The organism is Butyrivibrio sp., from assembly GCF_024699075.1.
Genome location: NZ_JAILQF010000399.1, coordinates 1 through 14,658, shown reverse-complemented (window position 1 = coordinate 14,658; position 14,658 = coordinate 1). Strand labels below are relative to the sequence as shown.

At 38.6% G+C, this 14,658-nt stretch carries 16 protein-coding genes; 1 reads left to right on the top strand and 15 read right to left on the bottom strand.

Annotated elements, in window-relative coordinates:
* Positions 1-241 precede the first annotated feature (241 nt).
* The 9 genes from K6G87_RS16045 to K6G87_RS16005 form a co-directional block, all read right to left on the bottom strand.
* On the bottom strand, positions 242-2,791 hold the full coding sequence (locus K6G87_RS16045) for a hypothetical protein (RefSeq protein ID WP_296839513.1): 2,550 nt from the start codon (positions 2,789-2,791) through the stop codon (positions 242-244).
* A 110-nt stretch (positions 2,792-2,901) separates the two neighbouring features.
* Positions 2,902-3,621, bottom strand: a complete 720-nt coding sequence (budA, locus tag K6G87_RS16040; RefSeq protein WP_296839510.1) for an acetolactate decarboxylase — start codon at positions 3,619-3,621, stop codon at positions 2,902-2,904.
* Between the two features lie 396 nt (positions 3,622-4,017).
* On the bottom strand, positions 4,018-4,956 hold the full coding sequence (locus K6G87_RS16035; RefSeq protein WP_296839507.1) for a Fic family protein: 939 nt from the start codon (positions 4,954-4,956) through the stop codon (positions 4,018-4,020).
* A gap of 362 nt (positions 4,957-5,318) precedes the next feature.
* A complete protein-coding gene (rpsI, locus tag K6G87_RS16030; protein WP_296839505.1) occupies positions 5,319-5,717 on the bottom strand; it encodes a 30S ribosomal protein S9 in 399 nt (132 codons plus the stop codon).
* Positions 5,718-5,745: 28 nt separating this feature from the next.
* Positions 5,746-6,174 carry a 50S ribosomal protein L13 gene (rplM, locus tag K6G87_RS16025; RefSeq protein ID WP_022754346.1) on the bottom strand — a complete coding sequence of 143 codons (429 nt, stop codon included), beginning with the start codon at positions 6,172-6,174 and terminating at the stop codon, positions 5,746-5,748.
* A 545-nt stretch (positions 6,175-6,719) separates the two neighbouring features.
* The gene (truA, locus tag K6G87_RS16020) at positions 6,720-7,475 is read right to left on the bottom strand and encodes a tRNA pseudouridine(38-40) synthase TruA (protein ID WP_296839502.1); all 756 of its coding nucleotides are present in this window, start codon (positions 7,473-7,475) and stop codon (positions 6,720-6,722) included.
* Between the two features lie 69 nt (positions 7,476-7,544).
* Positions 7,545-8,354 carry an energy-coupling factor transporter transmembrane component T family protein gene (locus tag K6G87_RS16015; protein WP_296839500.1) on the bottom strand — a complete coding sequence of 270 codons (810 nt, stop codon included), beginning with the start codon at positions 8,352-8,354 and terminating at the stop codon, positions 7,545-7,547.
* 172 nt (positions 8,355-8,526) lie between these two features.
* Positions 8,527-9,372, bottom strand: coding sequence for an energy-coupling factor transporter ATPase (locus K6G87_RS16010; protein WP_296839497.1), 846 nt, complete (start codon positions 9,370-9,372; stop codon positions 8,527-8,529).
* A 19-nt stretch (positions 9,373-9,391) separates the two neighbouring features.
* On the bottom strand, positions 9,392-10,297 hold the full coding sequence (locus K6G87_RS16005; RefSeq protein WP_330669903.1) for an energy-coupling factor transporter ATPase: 906 nt from the start codon (positions 10,295-10,297) through the stop codon (positions 9,392-9,394).
* Between the two features lie 134 nt (positions 10,298-10,431).
* On the opposite strand from K6G87_RS16005, the gene K6G87_RS16000 reads away from it, so the two are divergent.
* Positions 10,432-10,602, top strand: a complete 171-nt coding sequence (locus K6G87_RS16000; RefSeq protein WP_296839496.1) for a hypothetical protein — start codon at positions 10,432-10,434, stop codon at positions 10,600-10,602.
* A gap of 244 nt (positions 10,603-10,846) precedes the next feature.
* Here K6G87_RS16000 and K6G87_RS15995 read toward each other — a convergent pair whose 3' ends face one another.
* The 6 genes from K6G87_RS15995 to rpmJ all read right to left on the bottom strand — a co-directional run.
* Positions 10,847-11,404 carry a bL17 family ribosomal protein gene (locus K6G87_RS15995; protein WP_296839493.1) on the bottom strand — a complete coding sequence of 186 codons (558 nt, stop codon included), beginning with the start codon at positions 11,402-11,404 and terminating at the stop codon, positions 10,847-10,849.
* 143 nt (positions 11,405-11,547) lie between these two features.
* Positions 11,548-12,519, bottom strand: coding sequence for a DNA-directed RNA polymerase subunit alpha (locus K6G87_RS15990; RefSeq protein WP_022756760.1), 972 nt, complete (start codon positions 12,517-12,519; stop codon positions 11,548-11,550).
* Positions 12,520-12,586: 67 nt separating this feature from the next.
* Entirely contained in the window at positions 12,587-13,180 is a 594-nt protein-coding gene (gene rpsD / locus K6G87_RS15985) for a 30S ribosomal protein S4 (RefSeq protein WP_296839489.1), read from the bottom strand.
* A gap of 271 nt (positions 13,181-13,451) precedes the next feature.
* Complete coding sequence (rpsK, locus tag K6G87_RS15980; RefSeq protein ID WP_022754355.1) at positions 13,452-13,844, bottom strand: 30S ribosomal protein S11; 393 nt, start codon at positions 13,842-13,844, stop codon at positions 13,452-13,454.
* 93 nt (positions 13,845-13,937) lie between these two features.
* Positions 13,938-14,306 (bottom strand): 30S ribosomal protein S13, encoded by a 369-nt coding sequence (gene rpsM, locus K6G87_RS15975; protein WP_296839485.1) that lies wholly within the window; start codon positions 14,304-14,306, stop codon positions 13,938-13,940.
* A 286-nt stretch (positions 14,307-14,592) separates the two neighbouring features.
* Positions 14,593-14,658 (bottom strand): 50S ribosomal protein L36 (rpmJ, locus tag K6G87_RS15970; RefSeq protein WP_296839516.1); only part of this gene is annotated, 66 nt, incomplete at its 5' end.

Below are 14,658 nucleotides of genomic sequence, written 5' to 3'. Positions count from 1 at the left end.
GTGAGTGCATGCGTATCATCCGTCTGCTCCTGCATAATCTTAGCAAGATATAAAAGTTTTAATTTTTGATTTTTACCTCTCATATAAGAAACACCTCACTCCTATCCAATTATCCATGTCTATTTTGCCAAATTATGGTGTATATTGCAATTAAAAAACCTTGCAAACTTAATGTTCACAAGGTTTCTAATATCTCAGGGGGTAAGGGAATAGAACCCCTTCCAAAGGTTTTGGAGAACTTTTACTTAATCTTTATCTTAACAGTTACTTTCTTTACAGCTGATGCATTATAGCTGCTGTTACCTTTAGCCTTTACTTTGATCACCACCTTATATGTACCTTTTTTCAGCTTCTTGTTTTTCTTGATGGTCATCTTTCCGGTTTTGGAATTGATCTTAAAGTATTTCTTGAAGCTCTTCTTTCCTTTTTTCACAGATGCTATCTTATAGGTTTTCTGATCTTTAGCCTTCTTAGTGAATTTAATCAGCTTACCAACAGCTAAGGTCTGAGCCTTTTTCTTAAGCTTACTATACTTTACAGATACAGTTTTACCTTTGATTCTTAAAGGATTCGCTTTCTTTATTACTCCGGTGGCAGGTACTATCACATTTTTTGTCTGCTTCTCAAAGCCCTCTGTTTCGAATTCCGCTGTATAAACCGTAAGTCCATCCTCTGTAGCTGTAGGTGCCTTTACAACGTCTATCTTGACATCAGATGCTTCCTGTTTGATATGGCTATCGTCATACTTACATTTACAATATGCTGTACAGACAGTATTATCATCAGACCATACGTAGGTAGGTTTAAGCCAGCTATGCCTATGTCCGGTATCTGTAACATTTATCCTGAGTATAGCGGGATGTGCTATCTCGCTATCGTCAATATAATCCTCCGGAGTGTTGCTTGCCGCCATGCTGGCAGTTCTATATAAACCGTTATTTATCTTATATCTGAGATAAGCAGTTCCTTCTCCTACTGCTTTAAATCTTATGGCACCTGTGACCTTATCAACGTCTGTTTTTATAACATCATTTCCTGTTTCTGTAATGTCTTCTCCGTTTTCATCAAGAATCACAAATCTTCCGTTTTGTTTATAAAATGTATAGAAGTCTGCACCATACTGATTAAGTGCCCGAAGATTATAGTTACTTGAATTATCAGTATCACCAACCTCCATATTTATTTCAGACAGATATGGCTTATTATGCAGCACGCTATCTGGATTAACAAACTTAATCGCATCAATCGGATATATCGGAAGAATATCCTCTACTTCTGTTTTTACCAGACTAACTTCTTGTGTAAATGTAGCAGGTGTGGAATCGAATGGAACTATTGTTGAAAGTACATTTATAATTGATTTGTATTTACTTAAATCATTCCAATTGATATAATCCACATCCACCATCCCAGATGAACCTGTAGTCTGCTGATAACGTTTTGCCAGATCAGTTCTGGCATCGCTTGTAGCACCAAATTCTGTCAGCTTCTCAAATGAAATCTCAGCTTCTGTAAAATTGTTTGTAAGTTTTCCGTAAGAATAATAAACAGTTACCTTAAAGTTTAGAGCTGCCGGGCAATTGTAGCTCGCCAACGCCTCGGATTTATAGTGCTGCTGACTCATAAGTGCAGTTGTATAAGGAGGCAGAGATATACTGATGGTTCTTGATTCACTACTCTGTGCTGTAGTTCCTTCAGAGCTTGACCATCCCTTAGTAACTGTGTCTGTAACCGAGTGACTGCTTGTAGTTGTGGTGGATACTTCTGAACCAACTTCAAATGCCTGCTCAAACGTGAATTTGGCACCAACCTTAACAGTGTCAGAAATACTGTAACTATCTGTAGTACTTGTACTTGTGCTGCCGCTGATACTACTTGTTATCGTACTGCTTTCACTCTCAGATACAGTTTGTGAAGCATTTATTGTCTCACCAGAATAATTCTTTACATCTGACACAACCTTCTCTTCATCCTCTGACGGAGTTCCGATAGCTGTTGTTACATAAGCATAGGGTTGTTCAGCATTTTCATCCGGGATAACAGGTGTAATGGAGAAATCACTAAAAGCAATTACTGCACCATGAAAAAAATTTCCACTGTTTTTCGTATAAAAATTAAGATCATTTCCGGAAATACCCACAACAGAATAATACACAGGTCCCTTCAGTTCAGGGGCATGGTCACTATTAATAGTAACAGGCATTGACTCATCAAGGTTCCAAGTTTCACCATCGTTGTTTACAATATGTGAAACAGCCGATCTTGCCACTCCCTTGGCAAAGGTCTGTGAATCCGAAGCAGAACTGCAATGTTCCCTATAGAAATTATAATCTATATCCGGTATTCCCTCCCAAAGTCCATCATTAAAGTTTTTACGAATTAATGAGCTAACCGATGCTTTATCTGCTGAAGCATAGTTATTCTCTATAATAAATCTCGCTTCATCATCAATGATGTCCTTTTCTCCCTTGAAGATATTATTGCGAAGAGAATCGTTACCATTTTGAATAAGCATTTCCATACCAAGTATGGTCCACATATCATAAATAGTATATGGCTTAGAAAGTCCAATATCTTCCGGGGAGTTTGTAAGCATTGACATATAATAATCAAACTGATTTTTATTAAAATTTTTATCACCGTTGTAGACGTATTTGACGCCATTGAATTCGTAAGAACTCTTAACCGGTGCAGGGTCTGTCTCCGTTTCACCCTCTGCATATACAGGGACTATTAACATATTTATTATCAAAAATAATGACATAACTATGGATAACATCTTTTTCTTCATAATATTTACCTCCATATTTTTTATAAAGCTACCACAAAATATGTTGCAGACTTAGCATCGCTAAGTACTTCCAAAGGTATTATCCTTTGGATAAAAATAAAGTACTCCCCTTAACCCTTTTCTACTTTCTTGATCTCATCATCTGACGCAGCTTTAAGTGAATATGTATCAAATGCAGGCTCATTAGGAAGATCAATCTTTATACTCGCAATCTTATCCAGATATACATTTCCTTTCTTCATGCTCATATCGAATACATGTCCGCCCTTTGTCTTATCATCAGACAGAAAATGTAAATGCCAGCCTGGCATATTAATTCCATCCATGTAATCTGGGAAATATACTCCAACAAGTGAACCACAGATGTTTTCAAAAACAAATGCCTTCTGAGTCTTCTCAAGCAAATTTTTTAAGCTGATATGTTGAGAACGATATGGTGCCTCAGAACGTGCATCTATCTTACTGAATTCACCATCTATTCTTACTACATGCATGCTGTTAAGGCCGAAATGTTCCTCAATCCTTTTAGTGAGTTCCTCACGCAACGCTTCAATATTTGAAAACTCTGACAATTCAAAAGTATTTCCTCTCAGAAGTTTTCCGACAGCTGCAAAAGGAATCCCTGTATCCGGAGCTGCTTCAACTACATTTCCATCTTCCATGGCGCGATAGCAATGCCCATCCAAAACTATCATCTCACCGTCAACATTTTCAAATGTTCCTAAACCAGTATCGCCCTCTTTCTTCAGCTCATCAACCGTAATAACCCCCTTGGTATAGCCGAGAGCTAGGGCCTGAAGTGTAGAAACCTGGTACATTATATTTTTCATTACAATACCTTGTATGATGTATATAGAAGCGAAATACATCACATTTCCTCTCTATTAATTCTATATCATGTTTTAATACATTCAGATACTGTGGTCATTTAGATTTTACCGGAGAAACAACCATTGCCAGAGTATATGATATATCTTCTCTACCAATTCTTTCATCCTGGGATTCTTTTTTGGCGTGAAAAACATACATAATCCCGACTCCAAGTCCTGCTCCAAGGAACAGGAATGCGGCCATGAATGTCGGTGCTACATTATTAGCAATAGTTTAGTCCAAAATGATTCATTCTCCTTTAGCAGGTAAAACTGTAAATCAACTTCCAATATATCTTATTCTCGCCTTATCCCGCCGGGGCTAGTCCTACAGAATTCTAATTCTTTGCCTATAATTTACATCTTTCTCCAGCATTTTTCTTTTAAGAAATCTGCAATAATCTCTATTTTTTCACCTTCATAGTATTTGACGAGTAGTTTCTTGAATTCTGAAACTTCTTTTTCCGGAATGACTAATAACCCCTGCCCATGAGCAATAAGATAATGATTTGCAAAAATTACTGAAGCTCTTTTATTCCCATCAACAAAAACTTGTGTCTTCATGCAATACATACATAGCTCGATAGCTTTGTCTATGTGTTTTTTCTTAGAGCTAAGGATTTCATCGATTCTTTCAATGACTACAGACTCAATTGGTATAGGGGGAACATATTTTGTTCCGCCGATAGTTACAGGCACGCTTCTAATTTTTCCACCATAGGAAAAGAAACCTTCGTTTACCAGTTTTGCAATATGACACAACAAATAATAGTCGGTATCCGCCTGAACAACATCCTTATCAAGTATAAACTCCCATGAATGCTTAAGATTAAGAATCTTCTGCACATCATCTGCGGTCATTCCATTAACTATTCCTTTTTCAAGGATTTCTTCAGTCTGAGGAAAAGTAGTAGCAACACCTTCCAGAACGGCCTGATCATAAATGTTCGACTTCATATTTGCTCTGGCAAAGTCTAAGTTTTTTTCTACCTCAACTGATAGTTCTGAGGAAGAATATCCTAATGAAGCAAGTTCCTTATCTATTCTTCTAATATTCTTACGGAGTTCCCTTGCTTCACGAGTATTCCTTAAAAGTAACTGATACAACTCATCTGAATAGACATCAACATATGTGGACGTTAACTTACCGTTAACACGCTTCCGAATATATAAGTATCTTCCGCTATTATTATCTTTAACCTCTGGGGAACCGTCATAAGGTATGAGATTAAGCCTTGCTTGAAAATCAGCTTTATCCTGCAATAGAAGCTGTATTGTTTCCAGATTGTTTGCCATCTTTAATCTCCTTTAGGGAACTTTTTATATGTAATCTTCATATTATGTTCCCTAAAAACATCATACATTTTAGGGAACTTTTTTGCAATATAGCAGTGCAAAAGTTCCCTAAATAATACTCTGATTTTTCTTTCTAACGTCACACCCTATCCATCAGGTGTAATAAGTCGTATATGATTGTCCAAAGACGTAATACGTTGTGAAACAATCATCTCTTTGAGAACTGCTGAGCCGTAAAAAAAACAGTCCTGTGGACTGTTTTTAGGCGAAGCCTTCAAGCTATGCTTGAAGGAACCTCTGTGAAACAGAGGTTCTTGGAACAAAAAATCCCTCCACATAGTGGAGGGATGATTTTGTTCCAATTATCTCTTTGAGAACTGAGGTGCACGACGTGCTTTCTTGAGACCTGGTTTCTTTCTTTCCTTCATACGAGGATCTCTTGTAAGGAATCCAGCCTTCTTAAGTGTAGGTCTGTACTCATCAGAGTCAGCCTGAAGAAGTGCACGAGAAATGCCATGACGGATTGCACCAGCCTGACCTGTTGTGCCGCCGCCTCTTACTGTTACAACTACATCGAACTTCTCAGAAGTCTCTGTAGCTACGAGTGGCTGACGAACGATTGTCTTAAGTGTTTCAAGACCGAAATAATCGTCAATGTTTCTCTTATTGATAGTGATATTTCCCTTTCCAGGGTGAAGGTATACACGTGCAACAGAACTCTTTCTTCTGCCGGTACCATAATATGTTGCTGCTTTAGCCATTTTGAATTCTCCTTTCAATTACCTGTAATTAAAAATCCAGTACTTCAGGCTTCTGAGCAGCGTGATTGTGCTCTGGTCCTGCATATACATGAAGCTTTGTGTACATTTCTCTTCCAAGAGAACCCTTAGGGAGCATGCCCTTAACAGCGTGCTCGATAACTCTTTCAGGGTGAGTGTTAAGCATCTCACGAAGTGTAGCGCTCTTCTGACCACCAACGTAATCTGTGTGGTGCCAGTAAATCTTCTGATCAAGCTTCTTACCTGTAACTTTGATCTTCTCAGCGTTTACTACGATTACGAAATCGCCTGTATCAATGTTAGGTGTATAGATAGCTTTGTTCTTTCCTCTAAGGACGTTAGCTACTTCTGTAGCAAGACGACCAAGTGTCTTATCTGTTGCATCAACTACGTACCATTTCTTCTCTACGTTAGTTGCGCTTGGCATGAATGTTTTCATCGTATTACCTCCATAGTTACTCTGTACTATATACTATGAAAAGAACTGCCGCCAGCCTTTTCACGTCACAGAAACCCTTCACCTGATTTCTGCCATGATATATACGAAGCTCTAAAGCCCGTGGATAGGCTCCTCTGTTTGTGAGACAGACGCTCCGCGGTGCCGACGCACCTATGAAAACCGTACCATGAAGGCAGTGTTTTCACTGTATCATCGGAAGCTTACCGGGTCTTCCGAATGATATTAACATTTTTATTGTGTGATCAATAATTCGTCACACAGCAATATATTTTAGTCTTATTTTAGTGCATTTGTCAAGCGTTTTATTGTAAATTTCAGCTTATCCTTCGTATTCATAAAATAAAAATTTATATTTTATTTAACACAAAATTACAGGGTGTAACTTATATATCTTTCATTTCGCACCAAATTACAGGGTGTAACTTATATGTCTTTCATTTCGCACCAAATTACAGGGCGTAACTTATATGTCTTTTATTTCGCACCAAATTACAGGGCGTAACTTATATGTCTTTTATCACAATCTATAGCTCAACTTCCTTATCAGGAAATTCATACTTCATAAGGCAAAGACCGTTTGCAGGCGCTGTAGGCCCCGCTGCGGATCTGTCCTTAGCATCAAGCATATTTATTATGTCTTTGGGTTCACCCTTGCCTCTGCCGATCATAGCAAGTGTTCCGGCTATGATCCTTACCATGTTATACAAAAAGCCTTTTCCAGTAACTTCTATTATTACTTCTTCATCTTGTCTGTAAACATTAACACTTACAACAGTCCTCACATGGTCAGGGGTCTGGGTCTGTGTATTACAAAAAGATGTAAAATCGTGAGTTCCTTCAAGATAATGCCCCGCTTCCTGCATCTTTTGAATATCAAGATCAAAGCTGCAATGCCAGTCATAAAGTCTTTTTACAGGGAGCATCACATCGCCGTTCCATATCCTGTACTGATAAGTTTTAATAGTATTACAGTGCCTTGGGTGAAAAGATTCGTCGACTTCCATTGATCTCATGATTCTTATATCTTCAGGAAGAAGGCTGTTTATAGCGTAAGAAAATTTATCAGGAGGAACTGTTGAATTTGTATCAAAAACAAAGAGATTACTAAGAGCATGAACTCCGGCATCTGTACGGCTTGCACCTATAAGTTCAACCTCTTCTCCTGTAAGAGCCTTTAAAGCTCTCATAAGAATGCCTTCAACAGTTACAGCTTCAGGCTGATAAGCAGATCCGTTATAATTTGTGCCGTCATATGCTGTTATCAGCATTACTCTTGGCATATTGACTCCATTTCTAAAAGCTTTCTTTTAATAATTTATATTTTTAGTTCTATACTTCTTTGTCCTGCGTCAGGTCAAAAAATCTATTTTCCCGCATGCAACCATAGCTGTCATAAATATAACAAGAGCTGCATAGGCAATAAAATCACGCTTTTTATATATAAGCGGCTTCATTTTGGTCCTTCCGTCACCGCCATGATAACATCTTGCTTCCATTGCCATTGCAAGATCATTGGCACGTCTGAATGCTGATATAAAAAGAGGTACAAGTATTGGCACAAGGCTTTTGGCCTTTTGTATTATTCCGCCTGTTTCAAAGTCAGCTCCTCTTGCCATCTGCGCTTTCATGATCTTGTCGGTCTCTTCCATGAGGATGGGTATGAATCTTAGTGCGATTGCCATCATCATTGAAATCTCATGAACAGGTACCTTTACCTTTTTTAACGGATTAAGAAGGTTTTCAAGGCCGTCAGTAAGCTGATTCGGAGTTGTTGTAAGGGTCATTATGGAGGATCCTGTTATAAGGAATATCAGCCTTATAGCCATTCTAAAAGCCATTACAAGTCCTTCTTTTGTGATATTTAATATCCAGAATGAAACAAGAGTTTCTCCCGGTGTAAGGAATATATTAAATATTACTGTGATCATAAGTAGCATGAATATGGCCTTCATTCCTCTGAAAATAAAGGACATCGGTACATGTGAAAGATATATTATTGTTGCAAGGTACGCCATCGCAATAGCATATCCTGCCAAATGATCTACCATGAACAGAAATATTATGAAAGCAAGTGTAGCCACTATCTTGACTCTCGGATCAAGATCATGGATAACTGATTTAGTTTGATAATACTGTCCTATAGTAATGTCTCGTAGCATTTAGGTTTATCCTTGTTCTATTATAAGTAATTAGTTTTTTGTATATCTCTGATTTATATCTCTGATTTGTATATCTGATTTGTATATCTGGTTTGTATATCTTATTTGTATATCACTGATATATATTCGTTTTGCATATTTCTAGTCTTATGTGCCCAAATCATTTTAGGTTTTAAGAAAATTCTTTCATGATATCATCAGTTGCTTCTTCCAATGTTGTAACTGTATCATCAACATTAAAGCCTTTCTCTTTAAGATCTTTCATTATGTATGTAACCTGAGGCGCAGCAAGTCCCATTTTTTCAAGTTCTTTGTAATGAGCAAATACTTCTCTTGGTTGACCGTCAAACTGCACCTTACCATGATCCATAACAATAATCCTGTCAACATAGTTGGCAACATCTTCCATGCTATGCGAAACAAGAACTACTGTAATTCCTCTTTGTTCATGAAGTTTTTTTAACAGATCGAGTATTTCGTTCTTACCTTTGGGATCAAGTCCTGCTGTAGGCTCATCAAGGACAAGTATTTCAGGTTCCATGGCAAGGACTCCTGCTATAGCAACACGTCTCTTCTGACCGCCTGAAAGATCAAAGGGGGACTGCTTATAAAAATCATCACTAAGGCCTACCATTCGAAGTGCTTCATAGGCTCTTTTTTCAACCTCGTCCTTTGAAAGTCCCAGGTTTTTGGGGCCAAAACATACATCGGCAAAAACGTCAGTTTCAAACAGCTGATGCTCAGGATACTGAAAAACAAGACCTACTTTAGATCTAAGCTTCTTCCTGTCATAATTCTTGTCATTTATATCCTGATCGTCATACAGGACACGCCCTGATGTTGGCTTTACAAGCCCGTTTAAATGAGTGACAAGAGTGGATTTACCAGATCCGGTATGCCCTATAAGGCCAATAAACTGCCCGTTTGGTATTTCAATATTAATATCTTCAAGCGCAGTATGTGCCATTTCTGTATCTGCGTCGTATATATAATTTACATGATCAATCTTAAGTGCCATGTTATTCCTCGATTTAAAATCAGTCTAAGCTATTTTGCTTTAGTTTAGTAAGCGCTTCGACAAGTTCTTCTCTTGTCAAAATACATTCAGGAAGATCAAGTCCTTTTTTTCTCAGATTATCAGCAAGTAAGGTAACCTGAGGTACGTCAAGTCGCAACTCTTTGAGTTTATCTACCTGGGCAAAAATCTCTCTCGGTGTTCCTGACATTACGACCTGTCCTTTATCCATAACAAAAATCTTGTCTGCATAAACGACTTCTTCCATATAATGGGTTATAAGTATAACAGTTATCTGCTCAACGTCATTAAGTGCTCTTGCAGCTCTGATGACTTCTTTACGTCCTGAAGGATCAAGCATGGCCGTGGGTTCATCCATAATGATACATTCAGGATGCATAGCAATAACTCCGGCTATAGATACTCGCTGCTTCTGACCACCTGATAAATGATTAGGAGAAGCCTTTCTGTATTCATACATTCCTACAGTCTTAAGGCTTTCATTGACACGTTCCCATATCTCATCAGTGGGCACTCCCATGTTCTCTGGGCCAAATCCCACATCCTCTTCGACTATCTGACCAATGATCTGATTATCGGGGTTCTGAAAGACCATACCGGCCTTCTGACGTATATCCCAGATATTATCGTCATCGTTTGTATCCATGCCATCAACTAAAACAGATCCTTTAGACGGGTACAAAAGGGCATTAAAATGCTTGGCAAGCGTAGACTTTCCGGAACCATTATGTCCAAGAATAGCTATAAACTCGCCTTTATTAATAGTCATATCGACACCATCAACAGCAGTAACTGTTCCAACTGGATTCCCGTCTTCATCGTGCTTTATATACTGAAACGATACATCCTTAGCATGTATCATATGACGTATATTATTTTTTATATCGCTTAAGTTTTCTTTAGTCATAGTAGTAATATTATTACCTGAATTCTCACCGTTATCCTAGTATCCACACGATTATACAAAATTAGCAATGAAGCGTCAATTAGAGTAAAATATTGATAAAGGTATAAAAATAAAAGGAATGATGGAGGAGCAAAGTGGATATTAATAATATGGGAATCATTAAAAAGATATTATTGCTGTTAATATGTATTGTATTATGCGCTATTGGTGCACGCTTTCTAAATTCCGGAGAAACACTTTCAGAATACGCTCAAACGCACCCGGAAGCAGCTTACTCAAGTACCATGGAAGATATTGAAAAGTAATTAACTATGACAACAACAAAAACAAAAGTAATATCCGAAAATGTAATATAGATAAGAAATATCTAAAATGTAATAGAAACAAGGAATATCTAAAATTGTAATAGAAACAAGAAATATCTAAAATTGTAATAGAAACAAGAAATATCTAAATAGGCGATAGTGACAAAAATATCTAAAAAGGCATAGAAAAAATCCGCATACACATTTAAGTGCATGCGGATTTTAATTGTTATCCTAAACTGTATTAAACGAGCTCAAGAACAACCATCATAGCTGCGTCACCTTTACGCTGACCAACTTTGATTATACGTGTGTAGCCACCCTTACGGCCAGCATACTTAACAGCGTACTCATCGAAGATCTTGTCTGTAAGGTCAACAACCTTTGTGTTCTGCTTACGAAGCTTGCCTTCTGTAGGAACTTCTGTAACCTTGTAAATCTCTTTGTACATCTGACGTCTAGCGTGAAGACGTGAAGGCTTGTCCTTTGTAACTTCCTTCTTCTCGATGTCATAGTCATAAACCTTAAGAGTCTTCTTAAGCTTTTCATTATACTTTCTCTCGAGAACGATACGCTTTCCGTCAGCGTCCTTCTTGCAGTGCTTTACTTCAACAGTAACAGTCTCAACGTTGTCCTTCTCTCTGATTCCAAGTGCGATAAGGTGCTCAGCAATCTGACGTACCTCTTTAGCACGAGCCTCAGTTGTGATGATCTTACCGTTGTAAAGAAGTTCTGTTACCTGGTTTCTAAGAAGAGCCTTTCTAGGCTTGCTTGCTTTACTAAGCTTTCTGTACATTGCCATGATATTATATTTCCTTTCTCATTACAGAGTTCCCTCTGCGTTGGTGCATTTTGCAGCGCTCATAGGGCTTACCCGCAAAATGTGATGTTTACCATGAGATTCGCATCCGTACACTTTGGCTTTACCTTCAGCGAATTAACTCTTTAGTTAAGTTCCTCAGTCATTTCACCTTTTCTAAGCTGCAGGCCGAGCTCTTCGAGCTTAGCAAGAACTTCTTCAAGTGACTTACGTCCGAGGTTACGTACCTTCATCATATCGTCAGGAGTCTTATTGCAAAGTTCCTGAACTGTATTGATTCCGGCTCTCTTGAGGCAGTTGAATGAACGAACTGAAAGTTCAAGCTCTTCAATTGACATCTCAAGAACTTTACCCTTTACGTTATCTTCCTTATCTGTGATAACATCAGCTGTCTGTGCTACTTCAGAAAGGTCGATGAAAAGGGACAGATGCTCTGAAAGTACCTTAGCTGCGAGACTTACAGCCTCATCAGGTTCAAGTGTACCATTTGTATGAACATCCAGTGTCAGTTTATCAAAGTCAGTTACCTGACCGACACGAGTATTCTCAACTGTAACATTTACACGCTCAACAGGTGTGTAAATAGAATCAATTGCAAGGACTCCGATCGGAAGGTCTCCAGACTTGTTCTTATCTGAGCTGACATATCCTCTGCCACGTGTGATTGTAAGCTCCATATAAAGCTTAGCATCAGCGCCGCAAAGTGTAGCAATAGTCTGATCGGGATTCATAATCTCGATATCCTGATCAACCTGAATATCTGATGCCTTAACAACGCCATCACCAGTATACTCGATGTAAGCGATCTTAGGCTCATTTGTTTCAGATTTATTCTTGATAGCAAGATTCTTGATGTTCATTATGATTTCAGTAACATCCTCTTTAACTCCAGGGATAGAACTGAATTCATGAAGAACGCCTTCGATCTTGACCTGACTTACTGCAGCACCAGGTAAAGAAGAAAGCATAATCCTTCTGAGGGAATTACCAAGTGTAATACCATAACCTCTTTCAAGAGGTTCTACAACGAATTTACCATACTTCTTGTCATCTGAGATTTCTGCTACTTCAATATTTGGTCTCTCAAAATCAAACACTGATATTTCCTCCTTTTATGCTTAGTCTACAGTTGCATTCTTTATAAAATCAATAATTATCTACAAATTACTTGGAATACAGCTCGACGATAAGCATTTCGTCAACAGGAACATCAATCATGTCTCTTGCTGGAAGCTGTGAAATAGTACCCTTCCAATTTTCCTTGTCAGCATCGATCCATGCAGGAACGAGTCTAGCACCAGCGATTTCAGCGATATCTTTGAATCTCTGCATGTTCTTAGCAGACTCTCTGATTTCTACTGTATCACCTGCTTTGAGCTGGTAAGAAGGTACGTTAACAACCTTACCATTAACAAGGACGAACTTGTGAAGAACTACCTGACGAGCTTCTCTTCTTGTTCTTGCGAATCCAAGACGGAAGATTACGTTGTCGAGTCTTCTCTCAAGAAGAACCATAAGGTTCTCACCGGACTGTCCTCTCATCTGATCAGCCTTCTCATAGTAATTTCTGAAAGGCTTCTCAAGTACTCCATAAATGAATTTTGCTTTCTGTTTCTCACGAAGCTGAAGGCCATATTCTGAAATCTTACGGCCAGACCTCTGAGGATTTCTCTTTGACTTCTTGTCATATCCAAGGAATGTAGGATCAAGGTCAAGAGATCTGCATCTTTTAAGTATCGGTGTTCTGTTTACTGCCATTTTATGTGGCTCCTTTCTTCAGGATATTGTCCTGCTGTTGTTTACAATCAATTAACTCCAATAAGGATATGACCTTCTTCCAACTAACTAAATTGCTATTATTAACTATATAATCCTTCATAAGAAGGATCGAATTGGAATTAACCAGCAGTGCCGGTTAAAGACCATTTTCACGTTGGCTTCATATAGAAGCCAACGATGATTTTGTTATAAACAGAGTCAGCCATTTTGCAAAGCAAAGAGGCCAGGATCTGGAATAATCCAAAAATCCTTATACTCTACGTCTCTTAGGTGGACGGCATCCGTTGTGTGGAACTGGAGTTACATCTGTGATACTTGTAACTGTAAGTCCATTAGCTGCGAGTGCTCTGATTGCAGCTTCTCTTCCTGAACCCGGTCCCTTTACGAACACATCAACTGTCTTAAGTCCATGAATAAGAGCAGCTTTTGTAGCTGTTTCAGCAGCTACCTGTGCAGCATAAGGAGTAGATTTTCTTGAACCCTTAAATCCGAGTCCGCCTGCACTTGCCCAGCTAAGAGCGTTTCCAGCTGCATCTGTCAGTGTAACGATTGTGTTGTTGAAAGATGCCTGGATGTGTGCCTGACCGTGTTCAACGTTTTTCTTAACACGCTTCTTTGAAGCGCTAGCTTTCTGATTTGCCATAGTAAACTAACCTACTTTCTTCCTTTTAGTTTTTATACAAATGATAGAATGCACGATCCATAATCATTTGTGTCAACGAGTGACTGACTACTATTACTTCTTCTTGTTAGCAATAGTTCTCTTAGGTCCCTTACGTGTTCTTGCATTAGTCTTTGTTCTCTGACCACGGCAAGGAAGACCCTTTCTGTGACGAGTTCCGCGATAGCATCCGATCTCAGTCAGTCTCTTGATATTCATTGCTACTTCACGACGAAGATCACCTTCAACCATGTAATCGTTAGAGATTACTTCACTAAGTTTCTTTACTTCGTCATCTGTAAGATCACGGCAACGAGTATCTGGATTAACACCAGCAGCTGCAATAATCTTGTTGGCACTAGTTCTGCCAATTCCATAAATGTAAGTCAAGCCGATTTCTACGCGCTTGTCTCTAGGTAAATCAACACCTGCAATACGAGCCATTTTAATAATTCCTCCATAATAAATTATATGTATGTACGCGAACATATGGCGTGGCTTGTTGCCTATATGCTTTAATTTTTGGCGTCATACGGTTACTTTTGATTGAGGCATCTGAACAATATGTTCATAACTCCACCTTTGTGGAATTTCTATGCCCAATCGGACAGGATCCGATCTTTCCAACACGCAATAATAATATTGGTATCAAAAAGTAATATACGTAGGCTCTACGATATATTAATCGAACAGACATTTGCCGCTTTGCGCGGCGCCCGGACGAATCGAATTATCCCTGTCTCTGCTTGTGCTTAGGGTTTTCGCAGATAACACGAATGACACCCTTTCTCTTAAT

What these genes read in the sequence shown, in the direction of transcription:
- K6G87_RS16045 (WP_296839513.1), bottom strand. Translation starts at nt 2,791, where the DNA reads ATGAAGAAAAAGATGTTATCCATAGTTATGTCATTATTTTTGATAATA.
- budA (WP_296839510.1), bottom strand. Translation starts at nt 3,621, where the DNA reads ATGAAAAATATAATGTACCAGGTTTCTACACTTCAGGCCCTAGCTCTC.
- K6G87_RS16035 (WP_296839507.1), bottom strand. Translation starts at nt 4,956, where the DNA reads ATGGCAAACAATCTGGAAACAATACAGCTTCTATTGCAGGATAAAGCT.
- rpsI (WP_296839505.1), bottom strand. Translation starts at nt 5,717, where the DNA reads ATGGCTAAAGCAGCAACATATTATGGTACCGGCAGAAGAAAGAGTTCT.
- rplM (WP_022754346.1), bottom strand. Translation starts at nt 6,174, where the DNA reads ATGAAAACATTCATGCCAAGCGCAACTAACGTAGAGAAGAAATGGTAC.
- truA (WP_296839502.1), bottom strand. Translation starts at nt 7,475, where the DNA reads ATGCCAAGAGTAATGCTGATAACAGCATATGACGGCACAAATTATAAC.
- K6G87_RS16015 (WP_296839500.1), bottom strand. Translation starts at nt 8,354, where the DNA reads ATGCTACGAGACATTACTATAGGACAGTATTATCAAACTAAATCAGTT.
- K6G87_RS16010 (WP_296839497.1), bottom strand. Translation starts at nt 9,372, where the DNA reads ATGGCACTTAAGATTGATCATGTAAATTATATATACGACGCAGATACA.
- K6G87_RS16005 (WP_330669903.1), bottom strand. Translation starts at nt 10,297, where the DNA reads ATGACTAAAGAAAACTTAAGCGATATAAAAAATAATATACGTCATATG.
- K6G87_RS15995 (WP_296839493.1), bottom strand. Translation starts at nt 11,404, where the DNA reads ATGGCAATGTACAGAAAGCTTAGTAAAGCAAGCAAGCCTAGAAAGGCT.
- rpsD (WP_296839489.1), bottom strand. Translation starts at nt 13,180, where the DNA reads ATGGCAGTAAACAGAACACCGATACTTAAAAGATGCAGATCTCTTGAC.
- rpsK (WP_022754355.1), bottom strand. Translation starts at nt 13,844, where the DNA reads ATGGCAAATCAGAAAGCTAGCGCTTCAAAGAAGCGTGTTAAGAAAAAC.
- rpsM (WP_296839485.1), bottom strand. Translation starts at nt 14,306, where the DNA reads ATGGCTCGTATTGCAGGTGTTGATTTACCTAGAGACAAGCGCGTAGAA.